This window comes from Sphaerospermopsis kisseleviana CS-549, from assembly GCF_028329225.1.
GTDB classification, from domain to species: Bacteria; Cyanobacteriota; Cyanobacteriia; order Cyanobacteriales; family Nostocaceae; genus Sphaerospermopsis; species Sphaerospermopsis kisseleviana.
Map to the genome: position 1 here is coordinate 1 of NZ_JAQMTI010000142.1, position 19,154 is coordinate 19,154.

15 protein-coding genes and 1 pseudogene are annotated in these 19,154 nt (G+C 35.7%); 2 read left to right on the plus strand and 14 right to left on the minus strand.

Annotated elements, in window-relative coordinates; genetic code table 11:
* Nucleotides 1–32: 32 nt before the first annotated feature.
* Together glgA and hemC are read right to left on the minus strand one after the other, a co-directional pair.
* On the minus strand, nt 33–1,418 hold the full coding sequence (glgA, locus tag PN497_RS11645; protein ID WP_096565451.1) for a glycogen synthase GlgA: 1,386 nt from the start codon (nt 1,416–1,418) through the stop codon (nt 33–35).
* A gap of 142 nt (nt 1,419–1,560) precedes the next feature.
* Nucleotides 1,561–2,529 carry a hydroxymethylbilane synthase gene (gene hemC / locus PN497_RS11650; RefSeq protein WP_096565449.1) on the minus strand — a complete coding sequence of 323 codons (969 nt, stop codon included), beginning with the start codon at nt 2,527–2,529 and terminating at the stop codon, nt 1,561–1,563.
* A gap of 593 nt (nt 2,530–3,122) precedes the next feature.
* On the opposite strand from hemC, the gene PN497_RS11655 reads away from it, so the two are divergent.
* Nucleotides 3,123–4,091 carry a YegS/Rv2252/BmrU family lipid kinase gene (locus PN497_RS11655; RefSeq protein WP_096565447.1) on the plus strand — a complete coding sequence of 323 codons (969 nt, stop codon included), beginning with the start codon at nt 3,123–3,125 and terminating at the stop codon, nt 4,089–4,091.
* Between the two features lie 221 nt (nt 4,092–4,312).
* On the opposite strand, the gene PN497_RS11660 is transcribed toward PN497_RS11655, so the two are convergent.
* The 3 genes from PN497_RS11660 to PN497_RS11670 all read right to left on the minus strand — a co-directional run bounded on the left by PN497_RS11660 (nt 4,313) and on the right by PN497_RS11670 (nt 7,192).
* The gene (locus PN497_RS11660) at nt 4,313–4,753 is read right to left on the minus strand and encodes a CAAD domain-containing protein (protein ID WP_096565445.1); all 441 of its coding nucleotides are present in this window, start codon (nt 4,751–4,753) and stop codon (nt 4,313–4,315) included.
* A gap of 172 nt (nt 4,754–4,925) precedes the next feature.
* Nucleotides 4,926–5,387: a BON domain-containing protein gene (locus PN497_RS11665; RefSeq protein WP_096565443.1), complete on the minus strand. Its 462-nt coding sequence runs from the start codon at nt 5,385–5,387 to the stop codon at nt 4,926–4,928.
* 101 nt (nt 5,388–5,488) lie between these two features.
* Entirely contained in the window at nt 5,489–7,192 is a 1,704-nt protein-coding gene (locus tag PN497_RS11670) for a histidine kinase (RefSeq protein ID WP_096565441.1), read from the minus strand.
* A 162-nt stretch (nt 7,193–7,354) separates the two neighbouring features.
* Here PN497_RS11670 and PN497_RS11675 point away from each other — a divergent pair.
* Nucleotides 7,355–7,735, plus strand: a pseudogene (locus tag PN497_RS11675) (tetratricopeptide repeat protein); the annotation flags it as partial.
* A gap of 101 nt (nt 7,736–7,836) precedes the next feature.
* Here the strand turns inward: PN497_RS11675 and PN497_RS11680 are convergent.
* The 9 genes from PN497_RS11680 to PN497_RS11720 form a co-directional block, all read right to left on the minus strand.
* On the minus strand, nt 7,837–10,029 hold the full coding sequence (locus tag PN497_RS11680; protein WP_096565439.1) for a serine/threonine-protein kinase: 2,193 nt from the start codon (nt 10,027–10,029) through the stop codon (nt 7,837–7,839).
* 55 nt (nt 10,030–10,084) lie between these two features.
* A complete protein-coding gene (locus PN497_RS11685) occupies nt 10,085–11,827 on the minus strand; it encodes a PP2C family protein-serine/threonine phosphatase (RefSeq protein ID WP_096565437.1) in 1,743 nt (580 codons plus the stop codon).
* A gap of 262 nt (nt 11,828–12,089) precedes the next feature.
* Entirely contained in the window at nt 12,090–12,668 is a 579-nt protein-coding gene (locus PN497_RS11690; protein WP_096565435.1) for an FHA domain-containing protein, read from the minus strand.
* A 122-nt stretch (nt 12,669–12,790) separates the two neighbouring features.
* Entirely contained in the window at nt 12,791–14,185 is a 1,395-nt protein-coding gene (locus PN497_RS11695) for a vWA domain-containing protein (protein WP_096565433.1), read from the minus strand.
* A gap of 79 nt (nt 14,186–14,264) precedes the next feature.
* Nucleotides 14,265–14,648: a hypothetical protein gene (locus tag PN497_RS11700; RefSeq protein WP_096565431.1), complete on the minus strand. Its 384-nt coding sequence runs from the start codon at nt 14,646–14,648 to the stop codon at nt 14,265–14,267.
* Between the two features lie 10 nt (nt 14,649–14,658).
* Nucleotides 14,659–16,131, minus strand: a complete 1,473-nt coding sequence (locus PN497_RS11705) for a vWA domain-containing protein (RefSeq protein ID WP_096565429.1) — start codon at nt 16,129–16,131, stop codon at nt 14,659–14,661.
* 101 nt (nt 16,132–16,232) lie between these two features.
* Nucleotides 16,233–17,189 carry an ARC6/PARC6 family protein gene (locus PN497_RS11710; protein ID WP_272110197.1) on the minus strand — a complete coding sequence of 319 codons (957 nt, stop codon included), beginning with the start codon at nt 17,187–17,189 and terminating at the stop codon, nt 16,233–16,235.
* 96 nt (nt 17,190–17,285) lie between these two features.
* On the minus strand, nt 17,286–18,095 hold the full coding sequence (locus PN497_RS11715) for a hypothetical protein (protein WP_096565427.1): 810 nt from the start codon (nt 18,093–18,095) through the stop codon (nt 17,286–17,288).
* Nucleotides 18,096–18,099: 4 nt separating this feature from the next.
* Nucleotides 18,100–19,125: a hypothetical protein gene (locus PN497_RS11720; RefSeq protein ID WP_272110200.1), complete on the minus strand. Its 1,026-nt coding sequence runs from the start codon at nt 19,123–19,125 to the stop codon at nt 18,100–18,102.
* Between the last annotated feature and the right edge of the window lie 29 nt (nt 19,126–19,154).

Below are 19,154 nucleotides of genomic sequence, written 5' to 3' on the forward strand. Positions count from 1 at the left end.
TCCCCAGTCCCCAGTCCCCAGTCCCCAGTCACCTACTCGTTTGGTGGTAAACCATACATGGAACGATATAGACTATCGTACTGTTTAGCAGATTCATACCAACTAAAGTTTTGATTCATACCCCGTTGTTGTAATTCTTGCCATTGGGGTTTGTAACGGAAACCTTCCCAAGCCCGAATCATACAGGTAAATAGGTCTAAAGGTTCATAGCGGTCAAAGCAATAACCTGTACCTGCGGTATTTACGGGGTCGTGGTGGGTGACAGTATCAACTAATCCCCCTGTACGGCGGACGATAGGAACAGAACCATAACGTAAAGCCATCATTTGACTGATACCGCAAGGTTCAAAACGACTTGGCATTAAGAAAGCATCAGTACCGGCATAGATGCGACGGGAAAGAGCATCATTATATAAAAGGTAGGTGGCCATTCTGCCAGGATAGCGGGATGCTAACTGCCACATTTGGGTTTCATAATAGCGATCGCCTGTTCCCAACAACACAAATTGAGCATCTGTATAAGCCATAAAGCGGTCAAGAATTTGGATCACCAAATCTAAACCCTTTTGTTCTACCAACCGGCTCACCATACCCATTAAAAAGGCACTAGAATTAACTTCTAATCCCATTTCTTCTTGCAAGGCAATTTTGTTAGCTTTGCGTTTGTCTAAGGTATCGGTAGTAAAAGTTTGATTAATGTATTTATCAGTTGCCGGATCATAAACATCTGTATCTATACCGTTGATAATCCCTGATAACTTGCCACTAATAAAAGACAATAAACCTTCGATTTCTTCACCGTAAGCAGGAGTTTTGATTTGTTCTGCATAGGTGGGGGAAACTGTATTTACCCTGTCAGCAAACTGCACCGCTGCGGCCATAGTGTTGTGTCCTTGCATATACCAGGGACACCAAGTAATTTTCCGTAAATACCATTCCCAAGGTCCTTGATAGGCAAGGTTATGAATAGTAAACACAGTGGTAATATCTGGATCTTGGTGCATCCACACAGGAATCATCCCTGTATGCCAGTCGTGACAGTGGATAATTTCCGGTTTCCAATAATTCCAGGCAAATTCCGCCGCACCGTTAGCAAATAAAGTGAAACGCCAATCTTCATCTTCTCCGGCATAAATACGACGGGGTGAAAAAGCAGGATGTCCAAATAAATACAAAGGAACATCAGTTCCAGGGAGGACACTTTCATAAACTGAAAAGTCCTGGAACATGGCAAAGCCTTTCCAAATTGGCTCTTTGGGAATTTCCATCTTATCTGGCAGAAAGCCATAATAAGGCAGGAATATCCGTACATCATGCCCCATTTGTCTGAGAACTTTTGGTAATGCACCGACAACATCACCCATTCCACCTACTTTGGCAATGGGAGCAGCTTCCGCTGCAACAAATAAAATTCGCATAATTATTGGTAATTGGTAATTGGTAATTGGTAATTGGTAATTGGTAATTGGTAATTGGTAATTGGTGATTGGTAATTGGTAATTGGTAATTGGTAAAGATAAAATTGATTACCCAGTCACCAGTCACCAGTCCCCATTCCCTTTATGATCCGCGTTTAATCTCGGTGAAGATTTCTTCTAAAATTTCAGTTGCACCTTGTTGACGTAAGGTATTGGCTAGTTGTGTTCCCAGTTGTTCTGCATCTTTGGCTAAACCAGTAACGGTATCTTTTACCAGTTTTTGACCATCTACACTAGCTACAATACCAGTTAGTGTTAAATTATCACCATTGATTTCTGTGTTGACACCAATGGGAACTTGACAACCCCCTTCTAAAGAGCGGAGAAAAGATCGTTCTGCTAAACAGCGATCGCGTGTTTGGGGATGTTGAATAGCTTTGAGAATGGTGATTAGTTCAGCATCATCAGCACGGCATTCTATACCTAAAGCACCCTGGCCAACTGCGTGCAGGGAAATATCAGGGGGTAAAATTTGGTGAATGCGATCGCTCATTTCCAATCTTTCTAAACCAGCTACGGCTAAAATCAAAGCGTCATATTCTCCCGCATCCAACTTAGCCATGCGTGTGTTCAGATTTCCCCGCACATCTTTAAAGGTAAAATGGGGGAATTTATGGCGTAGTTGTGCCAGTCTTCTTAAAGAAGATGTACCAATCACCGCACCTGCTGGTAAAGTTTCCAGAGTTTGTCCTTTGTATTGCTCATGGAATACTACCGCATCGGCTGGATTTTCCCGTTCTGTAATTGCTGCTAGTGCCAAACCTTCTGGTAAGTTGGTAGGCAAATCTTTAAGGGAATGAACGGCAAAATCAATACTTTTCTCGATCATTCCCAGTTCGAGTTCCTTGGTAAATAATCCTTTGTCACCAATTTTAGCTAATGCTACATCCAGGATTTTGTCGCCTTGGGTAGACATGGTATGGACTTCAAAATTGATATCAGGATAACTTTTCTGAAGTTGCTCTCTTACCCAGTATGTTTGAACTAGAGCTAGTTGGCTTTTACGTGAACCAATACGAATAGTGCGTGGAGGGCTAGAAACTGAAGTCATAAAACAATTTGTCAAACCAGGCGATAAATTCACATTGATCTAGACTACCGCAGCAAGTGACTTACCGGATGGAATCACTCTCTTTACATTCGGTTACATTTTTCTTATATCAACAGCGGCTACCAGTTTGATAAAACGTTATGTATAACGTTATGTATATTTTTACATATTCTATTTTTCAGCATCTACCTATATGCAGATTTTTTTTAGATACTACAACAAAGATTGATGAGGACTATCTCAATCAAAGAAAAAACAACCGCAGCAACACTAAAAAATCTCTGAAAATTTCTTCCCTTTGTGTCCTTTGCACCCTTTGTGGTTCAATCATATCAAGTCTCAGATCATTTTATTTATTTCGTGAGATCAAAATAAATTTACACATTAAATTTACACATTGAGAAATTATAGTTTAGGTAAAGGAATAGGAAACAGGAAAATAAATTGTAGTAAATCATCAGCCAAAGTAGTCTTGAGAGAGAAGTTGAAATTTTCAAGATATGCTAATATTCAATAATGAACAATGAACAATTGACCATTACTGAAACAATTATCAATTATCAATTATCAATTATCAATTATCAATTATCTCTATGATTCGTTCTGCTTGTTTAATTTTTAACCCAGTTGCCGGTCAAGGTGATCCAGACTTTGAATTAGAGCAAATTAGGTCAATATTAGAACCAGAAATTGATTTAGATATTTATCTCACCACTGAAGAAGTTGATGCTGATGAACTCGCACGTGCAGCAGTAGAAAGGGGAGTAGAAGCGATCATTGTTTCTGGGGGAGATGGGACATTATCAGCAGCAGCGGAAGCAGTAGTTAATACTGATATACCTTTTGGGATTATTTCACGAGGAACAGCAAACGCTTTTGCCGCAGCATTAAATATTCCTAATACAATTGCCGCAGCTTGTCAAACCATTTTACAAGGTAAAACTCGCACAGTAGATGTTGCTTATTGTCATGATCATCCAATGATATTATTAGCAGGTATTGGCTTTGAAGCAGAAACTGTAGAAAAAGCAGATCGAGAAACTAAAAATCGTTTTGGGATGATAGCTTATATCTTAGCTGGTATTCAAGAACTGGGAAATTTACAAAGATTTGCTGTGGAAATTGAAACAGAAGATAAGATCATTCAAACTCTTGCATCAGCGGTGACGGTAGCAAATGCAGCACCTCCAACTTCTGTTTTAGCTCAAGGACCTTCCGGGATTATTTATGATGATGGATTATTAGATTTAACAATAGTAGCTCCAGAAACTAAAACAGGTGCGATCGCTGCCACATTTCATTTATTCCAAACTGCTGCTACAGGTACACCAGTGAAAAGAGATGATATTGGTTATTTGCGAGCTAAACAATTTAAAATCACCACAAAACCACCACAAAAAGTAGTTATAGATGGGGAAATAGTAGGTACAACTCCTGTAGAAATTAAATGTATCCCAGCAGGGTTAACGGTTTTTGTTCCTTATGTAAAAGAAGAAATTCCCACAGAAAAATTAGATGGTTTACCTAACCTAACTGTAGAAATAAAAGAGGAATCTACATAAAAAGTCAGGAGTCAGGAGTCGTAGGGGCGAAGCATTCGGGCGAATAATTATCAATTTTTATCACAATTTTATGGTATAGGGCAAAAAAATAAAAAATTTTAGATTTTAGATTTTAGATTTTAGATTTTAGATTTTAGATTGTGCTAAATGAAAACAATCCAAAATCCAAAATCTAAAATCCCAAATTCAGAACTTCTGACTTCTGAATTATTAACCTATGATTAACCTAAAAGTTGTTGTTTGAATGCACTAACTTTGTGGGATAATTCTTGTCGAGTTTCCGCTTTCAGGAGATAACGGAAGACAAACCACATAGCATAGAATATGCCAATTAGCTCAAAAATGGGAGCTAATAAAGGCACACCATTAACAGCATCTAAAACGGAGATCGCCACCTTAACCGTAACAAAGGCAGACAAAATTAACACAATTGTTAAGATAGCTTGCTGATTTTTAGCAAAAAAACTACCCACATAATTTGGTAGTTGATCTAATAAGTCAACTATTTGTGAGCTAATTCGTTGCCATTGACTGTTAGGCGCTTTAGCTGGTTGCAGTTTAGGCAAATTTCCAGTTTCTGCACCTTCAAGAGATAATACCCCTGGTGGTGAAACGGAAGTAGCAGAGTCTTGCTGTTGTTGAGTTTCCATAATGTTTGCCATTTGGCACAACAGTGTTGATAAGTGACTGGACGTAAATCAATATAACAGTCTTGACTCAGAATACCAAGTCAAAAATATTTCAGTTTGTATCTTGATTACTGAGGATTGACCAGAAAAACTTATTTCAGTCCATCAACTTAGAGATATTAACAGATATTAATTGTGAGCAGTTTTACCTTCCTGGTTGTGCGACTGTTGCATTAACAATTACATTTCTCACTCCATTAATTTCTTTAGCCAAAGGTTCAATTTTAGCTAACTGATCCTGATTATTTACAGTTCCTGATACAGTAACAGTACCATCATCGGTAGCTTTAACTGTTAATGCACCACCAGGAATATTAGCTTCTAACTTAGAACGGACTTCACTAGCTAAGTCTGCTGCTGTTCTTTCTGTACGATCAGTAGTTAGCAGATTTCGTTCTTCACGAGCGCGAATATCAGCGTTGAGTTGTCTTCTGCGAAGTTCACTTTGAGCGTCTTCTTTAGCTTCTTGTCTGGTTTCTGCTGCTGGACTGACTGGAACTTCTCCTTCTCCCGGTTCAGGTGCAGTCACAGTTGTTTTAGCGGTATTATCACAAGCAGCACTAAAAAGTAAAAGTGAACCTATTAAGAATGAAGTTAACTTTTTCATTGGTTTATTGTTTGATTTTGATATAGCAAAATTCAGGAGGCAGGAGCAAAATTTAAACTGTTAATTTTATTGCTCCTCAAATGTGGTGAAACTAATGGGAATTAAACTGTTTTTTGGCGATGGTCAATAATAATTACTGGTGCTTCTCCAGTAAAATCACCATGAACGGTTTCTGTAGGTTTGACAGTTTCAAAACTGCGTTGATGTTCACTCGGTTGATATTCGTTGACATCACGGGCATCATAAATATCAAATTCTTCAATTCCCAAACCTTTGAGGATAGTTTCAGCCTGGTGAATTTGTGCTTGAGTACCATCAACAATGATTAAATAATGACCTCTTTGGAAGCGATCGCTATAAACTCGCGCTCTTTCTTCAGGAATACCTAAACCAATTAACCCCCCTGCAATACCTCCCACTGCTGCACCGACAACACCACCGGTTAAGGTTGTGGCTAAAGCAGTTGCTACCGCACCACCAGCCATGACAGGTCCAACTCCAGGAATTGCTAAAGTTCCCAAACCAACTAATAAACCACCTATACCACCAATTGCACCACCTGTAGCAGCACCGGCTTTTAGTCCTTCATCTGCTTTATTACCCTCTAAATTCCTTTTTTCACTGTTGTCTGTGTCTTTAGCAATAAGGGAAACTTGGTTCATGGGAAAACCAGCATTTCTCAAGTCTCTGAGTGCTGTTTCTGCATCACGACGATGGGAAAATACACCAACTGCTCTTTTAGTAGTTTGTAAAGGTGCTGGCGAAGGTGCTTTTACATGACCATTTGCTTCGTAAACTTGCCATTGTTTAATTCCATGTCGGTTGAGAATAGTTGCAGCCCTGTGAATATCGGTATCTGTACCACCAGCGATAATGATATAGTCTCCTTGATGGATGCGTTCGTTGTAAAACTGAGTTTGATGATCGGGAATATTAAAACGAGTAGACTCAAAGCGATCGCTCCAATGAACACCCCCAAAAGCATCTCTGTGTTGACGTTCTCTGTGTATTAAAGCAATTTGGTTCAAGGGAAAACCTTCATTTCTTAAATCATTAATAGCAGTTTCCGCATCTTGCAGCAGTGAAAAATAGCCAATTGCATATTTAAGAACAGTCGTTTCTCTATGAACAGTTGTTTCTTTAGGAACAGTTGTTTCTCTAAGAACAGTTGTTTCTCTAGGAACAGTTGTTTCTTTAGGAACAGTTGTTTCTCTAGGAACAGTTAGATCCTGATGAACAACTTCTGTAGTTGGTTGTTTACCATCCGGTTGATCATAAACTTCAAATTCTTCTATTCGCCAATGATGCAGAATTTCTTTAGCTCTAGCAATTTCCGCATCTGTGCCATCAATAATGACTAAATATTCTCCTCTCTGTACTCTATCATGATAAATTTTGGCTTTTTCTTCGGGAATTCCTAAACCAATTAACGCACCAATTAAACCTCCCGCCGCGGCACCAATACCAGCACCAGCAAGGGTTGTTATTAAAGCTGTAGCTGTAGCACCAGCCAACATAATTGGACCGACTCCGGGAATAGCTAACGTTCCTAGTCCTACTAATAAACCAGTTATACCACCTAAAACACCACCAGAAATTGCCCCAATTGTTGCACCTTCTTCCGCCTGATCACCAACTTTCTCACGGACTTGATGACCAGCAATTTCTTCATTTTCGTGATGTCTAGCGATAACAGAAACTCTTTCCATTGGAAAGCCTGAATGTCTCAATTCATGTAGCGCCTGTTCAGCATCATGGCGATCTGGAAATACGCCTACAGCACGCCTATCTATACCTATAACCATGCTTTATATTCCTCCAACAGCAAAACAGAAATCTTTTGATATTCCTGTTATTTTTGAATGACTTTAAGGCCATAACTCTATTACTACGTTTTTGAATGCAAGTATCATCAATCTCTTGGATGAAGTTATATTTATGCCATTGGTTATAAGAAAATCGAGTGAGCCGTGGTATTACCTGCACAAATAGCTAAACCAGAAGACTTTTATGCTTGGGGTGTAGCAGCAGCAGAAAAAGGTAATCTCAAACAGGCTATTGATTATTTTAGTCAAGCGATCGCTCTCAAACCAGACTATGCAGGTGCTTATTTATCCCGTGGTGTAGCTAGTTACCAAAACTTAGACAGAAAAAGCGCCTTAGAAGATGCCCAAATCGCCGCAAAACTGTTTGAAGAGCAAAAAAATACCGAAGGTTTACAAACAGCACAAGCTTTTATTTTAGAATTGAAAACACCCTATACAGAAAATATCAGCAAGGGTAAACCCAGTTTTATGGATTTTGTTGGTAGTCTGGGATCTGTATTATTGCAATTTTTACCTTTTTAGGAGTAATGATTAGGAGTAATGATCTTGAAATGTGCATAATCTAAAATCTTTGTAGGGACAATTCATGAATTGTCCCTATCCTAATATTTACTAAGTAATCCCTAAATATTCACACCTATTAATTGAAATGCCTGTTTAATATTTGCCGCTATTTGCAAACTTTGGGACGTTGCAGACAAGGTATATAATTTGATAGCTTGACTATAAGCAGATAACATTTCTCGGCTATTTTCTATTTCCCCATCTTGATTTTTAATATTCATTAATACCCAACCTAAATTATGATATGCTTCTGCATAATTGCCATTACATTTAATGGCTTTTTCTAGATATAACTTAGCCTGATTCCATACTCCTATTTGGGCGTATAAAGTACCAAGACGAAAGTAAGGAAAAGCTAGGGGTGGGAATGTTTGTAAATAATTTTCATATATTTGAATAGCACTTTGATAGTTTTTTAAATTCTCTTGAGTAATGGCATAATTAAGGAATACCCAACCAGGAATAGATGTTTGATGAGATGTTTGATGGGCAGCTTTTTCAAAACTGATCAGTGCATCTTGCCATAAGTATTGATTCCCTTGTTTCCAACCTTTTAAACCCCAAGCTATACTACTATTAGGTACTTGGTGAATAAATTCTGCAATTCTTCTATCTACATCATTAGCTTGTTTAGTGACAACGGCTTTTTCTAAAGCAATAATTAAATAAGGATATAAACTATTTTGTAAGTTAGTTTGTAATTGCTTTTCATGATGATTTAGCTGATTTTGTACTTGATTATTTACTTGATTATTTAATTTAAATATTGCTTGAGTAGCTTTACGGATCGCTAACTTCCATTGTTGTTGCTGTACATATATCCATGATTGCAAACTTAAAGCAAAAGTACAATCTGGTTGGATTTTTAATACTGTATCTATGGTTTTTTCGGCTGCTGCTAAATTACCAGATTTAGCTAATGCCCACGCATAATTAGCTTGTATCCAAGCTTCATTAGGAGATAAATTAACAGCTATTTGTAAATTTTTTACCGCTTCTTGCCAATTGTTTTGACGGCAATTAATCAATCCTAAAACTCCGTATCCTCTGCCATCATTTGCTTGTAATTTAATGGCATTTTGAGCATCTATTTCTGCTTCTTGTTCATCAATATATATTTGTAATAATGCTAGTTCTACGGCTGCTTCCCCGTTTTCTGGTTCAACTGACAAATATTTTTGATATGCTTGGGCTGCATCATTTAATTTACCTTGTTTTACTAATTCCTTAGCCCGTTGATGTTGGGGAGAAATAAATTTACCTTGGAGTGCCGCTATTAATTCATTAGCAGTTTGAAATCTATCTTCTATTCTAAATTGCATTCCTGTTAATATAACTTTTTCCATTAAAAGACTTAAATCAGGGCGGAGTTGTCGCGGTGCAATTAATGGATCTACTAATGTATTTAATGTATTTAATGTATTTAAGGCACTGTTTTGTAAAAATGCACTAGCCCTTTCTGTTGCTTCTGTTGGTAATTTTCCCGTGAGTAATTCATACATTGATGCACATAAAGCATAAATATCAGTACCAGGGAATCGTTTACCTTTTTGAATATATTGTTCATAGGGTGCATATCCCGGTGTTAAAATTCTAGTCATATCTCCAGTTTGATTGGCAATAAATTCTCTGGCTGCACCAAAATCAATTAATACCGCTTGATCTGGATCTACAATGATAATATTTTCGGGTTTGATATCTCGATGTAATAAATTATGACTGTGAATTACTTTTAAAGCGTCAGCAATTTGCAGAAAATAATGTTTAACTCGATTTTCTGCTAATATTCCTTCTGTTGCTAATATCTGATCTAAGGATTTACCAACCAGTAATTCCATGATCATGTATGCAGTGTTATTTTCTAAGAAATACTCATAAATTTTAGCGATATTTGGATGTACACATTGTTGTAAATAGTTGGCTTCTATTTGGAATTTTTGCAGTTGTTCTTGACGCTGTACGGGAGTAATTGACATTGGCCACAAAACTGTATTACCTTGTCTGGCTGCATTTTCTGGCCATAGTTCTTTGATGGCAACTTTGGCGGAATTTTGTAAATATGTTGCCGCATAAGTAATACCAAATCCACCTTGTCCTAAGACATTTTCTATTCTATATCTACCATTGCCAATTAATGTTCCTGGGGATAAATGCAGATTTGATGTAGGGGAATGGGGGGTTAAAGGTGTACCGCAAGCAATACAAATAGTAGCATGATCTACATTATCAGTGAGACAGGTGGGGCATTGCATAGATGTTAATGAGTAATGGGTGATTGGTGATTGGTGATTGGTGATTGGTGATTAACTAAAGATAACTAACTAAACATCGTACTGCTAACAGGGTAGCATTATCAGATGCACCTCGTTCTAATACTTGGTTAATAGTAGCATTTACGGCTGTTTGTAAATTTGATTGATTGGTGAAATTTTCCGCTAGTTCAGTTTGAGAAACTAAGTCCCAAACACCATCGGAACATAGTAAAATGATATCTTGAACTGCTAATTTCATTGTTAATTCTGAGGTTGTTTGTCTTAAATCTTGAACGTAATCATGGCTTAATCTCTTTTTTCCGCCGATGGATTTGGTGAGAACGTTTCTATCTGGATGTGTGGTAATTTCGGCTTCTGTAATTTGTCCACTAGCTAATAATATGGCAACGAGGGAATGATCTTGACTCAGTTGTTTTATTTCTCCTTGACGTAGTAAATAAATGCGACTATCGCCCACATGACTGATCATCAATTGTTGGGATATGGCAAAAATTACGCTGAGGGTTGTTCCTCCTTCTTTAACTTGGTTGGATACTGTTTCATTTGCTTGTGTAAATAAGGAGGTTAACCATTCTTGATATTGTTCTTTGGTTTGATTTGTTGGAGGTATGGGTGTTTCTAATATGGTTTTAATTGCTAATTTACTGGCTAATTCTCCTTGGGACATTCCTCCCATACCATCAGCGATCGCAGCTAAGATAATAGTTTCTTGACCACTGTTTTTTTGTTGTTTAATACCATAGTTATCTTCATTCTTCAGGCGGTTTATTGATAATCCTACAGTAGACAAACTGGCTACTTCCCAAGTAATATCTGGTATGCCAATTTCTTGACGGGTATTAACTAATATTGTTAATAATTGTTCTAATGTAAATCTTTCTTCGGGGATGGGAGATAAGCAAATCTTCAGGATTTGATACAGGTGAGGAATGGGTTTGATTTGTATTTCTATAGTGGGATCGTTAGGTAGATTTTGGTTGTGAATTATATGATATAATAATCCTGCTACTGTGTAACTACTCATTGTTTCTTGAATAGGATATTTACAGTATGCTAATTCAGGGGCGCAATAGTTTCCCATTAAGCCAATATTGAGATTTTCACCGACAGGATAGGCGCTAGTTAAATCAAAGAATTGGATGGGTGTTCCTATTTGCATAAATTGGGGTATTATATTAATAATACACCATTTTCTTTGATGTAAATAGCGGAATAATTGACAGATTTGGCTGGTAATTAATAATGATTTTTCTAGGGTATGTTCGGTTTGTAGCCAAGTTTCTAAGGTTTGATTTTCGCGGGGAAGGTAGGTTAATAGTAGGAGTTTTTGATTGGATGTGTTGGTGATGATTTCAGTTTCTGGATAATATTCATCTGCTAAATATTCATCTGCTAAAGTTTCATCTGCTAAATATTCATCTGCTAAAGTTTCTGTTTTGAAAATTTCTGATTGTGTATCTATTTCTGTGTTATCAGCAATTGGTAAATGAGAAACTTGAATATTTATATGATCTTCTATGGTGTGCGCTAGGAGTGGAGAAATTAATTTATAATCTCCTAATTGGTTTCTTAATTCTAATTCTCGGTTGAGGGCGCTGTCAGTTCCACCTATTCTGAGTAACCCTGGTTTTTCAGCAGCTATGATGTTAACTTGAAAGTAATCAATCTCAGGTGTGATTTGTCCTAAGTAGGAGATGATTTCTATTTGCAGGTTTTGGATTTGACAACAGATGTTTTCTTGAATTATTAATGGCGATGGATTTGTAATTTCACTCATTTTTTTTCACGCGCCAGACGCAGATTTACAAAGAGAATAAGAATAAATACCCGATTTTTAGGTTATTAAATTTTGCGGGTATTTAGGTGGTATTTTTAGGGGGTATTTTTAGGTGGTATTTAGTTTTAAGCTGTTACACAGCTAAATTGTATAATCCTAATATTCTGAACTCTTGTTTAACAGGCAAGATGCCTGTTCCACTTAAACAAATTAAATGCACAACAGCTTAACTTGAAAAAGGAAGTTTGATTTTTCATATTTTTCATAAGGTTTGAAATAGAAATATAACTTTACCAAATGCTATTTCATCACCAGAGTTTAAGGGGGTGGGTATGGTAATTCTGGAACTAAAGCGCGTTTGTCCTTGGGATTTGATAAATATACCGTTGGTAGAACCTAAATCTTTGACTTTCCATGTTCCTAGTTCATGATAAATTTCGCCATGATTGCGAGATACTGTTTCTCCTCCAAAAAATGTTTCTAAATCTATATCTACTGGTCCAACGTCAGGATCAAATATACCTACTATGGCGTTATTCTTTATGAGAAATTCTGGAATGGGGGCGTTAATTTGTTTGCATATTATTTTAGCATTAGTGGATGTATTTGTAGTAGATGTATTAGTAATTATGGGGTAGTTAGGTTGTGGTAGGGGTGGTTGAATGACTGTAGGTGCTACGCTTGGTTCTATGATTGGTGAGGGTGTGATTGGTGAGGGTGTGATTGGTGAGGGTGTGATTGGTGGGGGTATGATGATGGTTTGCAGTTCTGAACCGCAAGCGTTACAAAATTCTGAGTTGTCTGGGTTTTGATCATAGCCACAAGCTGTACAAGTAATCATGGTTTTTTCTCCTGATTGTCAATTATTAATTGTTTTCGTGCAAGGTTTTACAGCCACCCCTAACTCTGAATTAGGAATTATCAATTATCAATTATCAATTATCAATTATCAATTATCAATTACTATGTTCCTGTGAGTTTTCGCATTTCTTCTTCTGATGGCATTTCATTAATATCGTCACCCATTTTCACGGTTTTACCTTTTGCACCCATTTTGACTGTTTTCCGAGTTCCTGGTGAGATTTTTCGGGTTTTACGCAGTTCTGCTTGGGCGTTATTTAAGGATTCTGTCATGTCTGTGTTGCCGATTTTAACTGTCATCCGTCGGGCTGTTTCTAATATCTGTTCGGCTTTTTCTGGGTCTTTTTCTGCTATCCTAATGGCTTGATCAACAAAGTTAGATATGTTGCATTGTTGTACATAATCCATGACTTCTTTATTAACTTGGGCTACATTTTGTTCTCCGGGAATAAATTGAATAATTAGGTTTTGTGGTGGTAGTTCACCACGGATTTTTTGCCCAGGAATGTCATACGTTAATCCTAGTTGGGCAATACGTACACGAGAGGCGGGGCGGTTATTAATGGTAAATTCTAAAATAAATATGGTTTCGTCATTAGCGATCGCATTTCCTAATGGATAAGGATCTTGATTGAGAGGAAATTCTGCTTGGGTAGGATAAGCACGAACTACGCGGGTTAGTTCTACTCCTTTGACTGTTTTTACTGTTAAGGCTAAATTAGTGATAACTTCTTGTTGGGCTTGGGTATATTCAGCGATGATTTTATGAGGTAAATCTAAAATTGATGTTTCTGTACCTTTGGCAATTCCTGGTACTATATATAGTAATGTTCCTCCTGTAAAATCGCTAAGATGAGTCAGTAAATCTTCGTTAAATTCTTCTCCTACTCCTAAGGCTGTAATTGGTATATTATTAGTGGCTAAATTATTAGCAATTGACCGACATTGATCTTCATCAAATGTTTGTCCATCGGTAAATAATAGGATACGTTTGACTGTCATTTGTTGTTCACTTAACAAATCAAATGCACTCCGTAATCCTAAACCCATGCGTGTACCACCGGAAAATTCTCTCAGGTTGTTAATGGCGGTTTCTAGTTTTTGGACTTCTGTAGCACTGGTTAACCCAATAATTTGGGAAGCATTATCATCAAATTGGACTATGGCAATGCGATCGCTTGTTGTTAATTTTCCTGAATTTACTAATGCTAATAAGGATTCAATCACTATATCTATTTTTGATTTTCCCCCTGTGACTTGTTGATATTGTTTCCCATCTTGTTGATAAGTAATACCTGTAGGTTTGACATCTCCTGCTACTACTTCATACATTGATCCACTGGTGTCAATCACAAAGGTAAATGTGGTAGGTGGGCGACTTGTAGCTACATCTTTAATGGGACGTAATTTCAACATCACAAATAATTTTTGTGCTGTGCTGTCTGCTGGCATAAATTCCCGATGGGGAGTAATATTAACGTTAATAGCGTTCTGCATTTTTATGTCCTAATTGAATGATTATTGAATGATTATTGAATGATTATTGAATGATTGTTGAATAATTAAATAAACATGATTACACAAAATTCAAAGGTGGTAACATCCCAAATTGTGGTTCTATATCTGATATATCTGGGTTAATAATTTTCGGGGTTTCTTGATTGCCGGTTTCTTGTAATTTGTCAATGTTCTCCTCTATCAATAATCTTAAATTGAGAGTTAGGGAACTAAATCTATAACCCTCTTTAATATCTTCTATCCAGGTTTGAATAATGTTATTAAGTTGGTGATCCTTGATTGCTGATAAGCTGAGATTTTGTAATGTTGTACGGATAGTTTCTTTTATGGTAGGAGTAAAAACCTGTTCTGGTGTATCTTCTTGCATGGGGTTTAAATCTAGGGTGTATTCATACCTTTCGTTTGAGTTTTGGATTTTGAGGTAAAATGTATATTTAACCATTATTAGTTAACTATTGATTAGCGGTTTTATCCTTGACTTCTATGGTAATTTGTCCTAGTTTACGAGTATCTCCAATCTTTAAATCTTGAGTTGTTTTCTTCATTTTTTTCATCATCGCATATTCTTGATTAAATTCCATAATAATATTTTCTCCTTCTTTGAAGATTTTAGCAGTAATTGGTGTAAATCCATCAGCAGAATTTACAGGAATTTCCACATTTAAAGATGTACCAATTAAAATTGGTTTTGTCCCTAATAAATATGTTGTTTTTTCGGTGGGTGTCCAATGTACCAATAAATATGGTGCTGATGCTAATTGTTTTTGTTCTATCCACGCTATCATTAAACCAATGAAAAATCCCAGGATAGATGCACCGGATAACCGCCCCAAAATATCACCAAAAATACTAGCAGTAATTAAAAAACCACTAGCACCAATTCCCCCGCCAATTGTTCCTCCTATTAAGGCATTTTTGAGGTTTAAATTAGGAACGAAAAATTTTGTACCTCCTCCTACTAACGCTCCTAAAATTACCCAGCCGGCAATTCTACCAACTTCTAATAATGCTATATTAGATAGAGGTGAAAATATTAAAAATAATAATTGTCCTGTTGTACCTGCTATTGTTCCTGCTATTAAACTACCACTGACGGCAATAATTCCTTTTTGTGTTGTTAATAAAGGTAAACGCATATAGCGGTTTTGTCCCATAATTAAAGCTAGGGATATTCCCATTGCTAAAAATGCTGTCCAACCACTCATACGTAATAATAAATCACCAATACTATAGTTTTCTCTAGAATTAGACTCAACTAATTGTTGATAAATTACAGCTTCTGCGTTGCGAAATGCTTGATCAAATTGACCGGAATTAGCATAAAATACTAAAGAGCGATCGCCTGTAATTTGAGTTAAATAATTAATATCCGCGTCTCCAGTAGCGACTGCAATTAATTTTATTCCTGCGTTTCTAGTTGCTAAGGCTGAATTATAAGCAAAATTGGGATCATCTGGTATACCATCGGTAAATAAAATGATATTATTATTGATGTTCTGATTTAATGTAGTTGTTTGTAATTCTCCTAAAGCTGTATCCATACCTTGAGCCATTGGTGTAGAACCTTGTTCTGATAAACTACTAATGGCATTATTTAAAGTATTAATGTTGTTTGTCAGAGGAGTAACAGTTTTAACGTCTATCCCAAAATTGACGACTGCTATTTGATCCGTCTGTAAATTACGACGTTCTATAAATTTACTAGCTGCGGTTTTGACTTCTGTTAATTTGCCATCACTCATACTTGAGGATGTGTCAATTAACAAAACTATTGCTTGGGGTTCGTTTTGGGTAGGTGTATCAGATTTAGTTAAGGCTAAAAATGGTTCTCCTAATAAAATTGCTGCTGTCAAACATCCACCAGCGCCGTATATTGCAAATAGTAGAGGTTTGTTGTTTTTTAAGCGATTAAGTAGGTTCAACATATTATTTTTATATTAATGTACATCAATTTATTTTTTAGCCAAAAACACAAAGGTGATATTTTTTATTCATCCTTGAATTAAAATAATCTTCAACCTTATCTTCATATTTTCTCATTCTTATATATTTTCCAAATTCCATTTTCTTTAGCAAAAAAATAGATATAATCAATTTGATATTCTCCAGAATTTGTTTTATCAATTCCTTTTTCCCCTTGTAGATATAATTCTTCTACTACTCTAATTTTAATATATGGTAGTCTTCCAGAATTGGAAAAACCCATAATGTTGGTAATTTCTGATCTATTATAAGTATAATAACGATTATATTTTTGCAACCAATCTATTGAACCATCTACACCTCCTACTCGTGCATAAAGTCTTCCTGTTGCCAGTTCTCCTAATAAGTCTCTATCAAAAGGTGGCGCAAATATCTGGGGTTTTGCTGCATACCATCTTTGGACTAATTCTAATGCTTGTTCTTGAGAAATATCATTTTCTGGTTGAAGATTATTAGGTTCTAAATTAGATTCATAATTCTTATCTGTATTATCTGTAGAGTTTTCAGAAGTATTTGTATATTCAGGTGTAGGACTAGATTCAGGTGTAGGAGTATATTCAGGTGTAGGACTAGATACCGCAGTTTCTAAATTTCCTAAACTTATTTTTAAATCAAAAGTTTTTACCCCTTGGGGTGCAGCTACTTGAATAATATATTTACCATTTTTAGGCAATTCTCCACCGTCGATAATTTCATTATTTGGAGTAAACACCCAAAGACAAATATCCGCATCAGTGCTGTAATTTAATTTTTGTCCTGTGGTTGCTGTAAAAGTATATCCAATATGTTTATTAACACTAACTTGACCAGATTTGGTAATTGTATTTTCATCTAATGCAACTGCTTCTACATCTTTTCCAGTTAGGGAAACTGTAGGTTTATCACCACAACCAGAGGAGGTAACAACATTATTATGAAAAATAGAGTTAAGTGGATTTACGTTTGTTTGACAACCAAGGATAGATAGACAGGTACAACACACAATTAACTTTTTGATCATATCATGTAGTTTCCCTAAAATTATTTTTTCAGATAAGTCTCAGATAAGTCTCAGATAAATCTCGGATAAATCTCGGATAAATATTAACTTGGATCATCATGGTTCAGACTTGTCATTAATTAGCCAGGTATTATTATTTTCGCTCCATATTAAATAAATACGATTGCGAGTATCTTGAAACTCTCTACCATCGTTCATATAATACCATAACTCAGCATCTATACTAGCAGTATTGTTACTAATGTTTACAATCTCAATGTTACCAATTTTGATTTCTTTAACACTATTCCACCATTTTTGATATTCAGAATAACTACTAGAATAATTTTTAAACTGATCTGATAAATTACTCCATGTTTGACTATACTCGCGGTTGTTTAAAGATAAATAATAATTTCTAATAAAAACATCAGGATCTTGTCGATTTGAATTTTTTGTCTGTTTTGTTTCTGAGAGACTTGATTGAGTTAATGATATTGGAGTTTCTGCATCTTTTTGTAATTGTAATCCTAAATCAAAAGTAGTTGCACCTTCCATAGCACCAATTTGGATAATATATTTACCATCAACAGGTAAAATAGGATTATTCATTAATTGATTATCTGGTGTATAAACCCAAATACAAATATTCTGATTTGTTTGATAAACTAATTTATTACCAGTTTTACCCATAAAAGTGTAACCAACTGATTTATTAATGCTGACTTGACCAGATTTTGTAATTGTACTTTCATTTAGTACCATAGCTTCTACATCTTTTGCATTCAAAGAAACTTTAGGTTTTTCACTACAACCAGAGGAAGTAGTAAAATCAGGTAAAAAAGAATCATTCTGACAAGCTATGAGTGATGTGATAAAGGTTACAATGGTAGAGTAAATAAATAAGTTTTTTAGGTATATTTTCATATTTTTATGAATTAATTAGCTTAATTTTAGTGACATACCAATTCTCATTTTCTTGATTCCAAACAAGATAAAATTTTAATATCACAGGAATTGATTTACCATTTTTCATTTCATAGCGACTTCTAAAATTGACAATAGCAGAATCATTATTCTCCGATGCAATACTAACATTATTAACATTGACATAATTAACTTTTGTCCACCATTCAATAAAAGAATCATAACCATTAGGGTGTAATTCTTTGTCTTCTTTAACTTCTGTGGGGTAAATATCCCAAGCTGAATCATACTGTTGATTATTAATCATAGTATAATAGTTTTCTATAGCTTTTGCTGGTGATATTCTATTTGGTATTGTTGATACTGATATTGATTTTTCAGAAATATTTTCTTTTGGTGAGATATTATTAGTTGTTTTTTGTGTCTGAGTTTTTTTGATCTTAGTTGTTGTTACAGGTTTAGGAGAAGATGATTTTTTGATCTTAGTTGTTGTTACAGGTTTAGGAGAAGATGGTTTTTCTATCTCAGTCGTTGTTATAGGTGTAGGAGAAGATGATAAATTAACAGCTTGGGTATTATCTTCTAGTTGCAATGCTAAATCAAAAGTAGTTGCACCTTCCATAGCACCAATTTGGATAATATATTTACCATCAACAGGTAAAACAGGATTATTCATTAATTTATTATCTGGTGTATAAACCCAAATACAAATATTCTGATTTGTTTGATAAACTAACTTATTACCTGTTTTCCCTATAAAGGTGTAACCAAGTGATTTATTATTTGTCACCATCCCTGACTCTGTGATGGTTTGAGAATTGAGAGAAACAAGTTTAACATCGTTGGTTTTTAAAACTGTGGTTGGTTGGGTAGAACATCCAGAACTATTCTGAGAATTATTCTGAGAATTATTCTGAGAACTATTCTGAAAAATACCCATTTCATTAAGTGGTTGAATTGGTAAACAACCAGTCAGGAAATAAAAACTCAAAGCACTTACATAAAATCTAAGAATTTTCATCAAGTTCATTCCTTTGTATTCCTTAAATGCACTCTTTC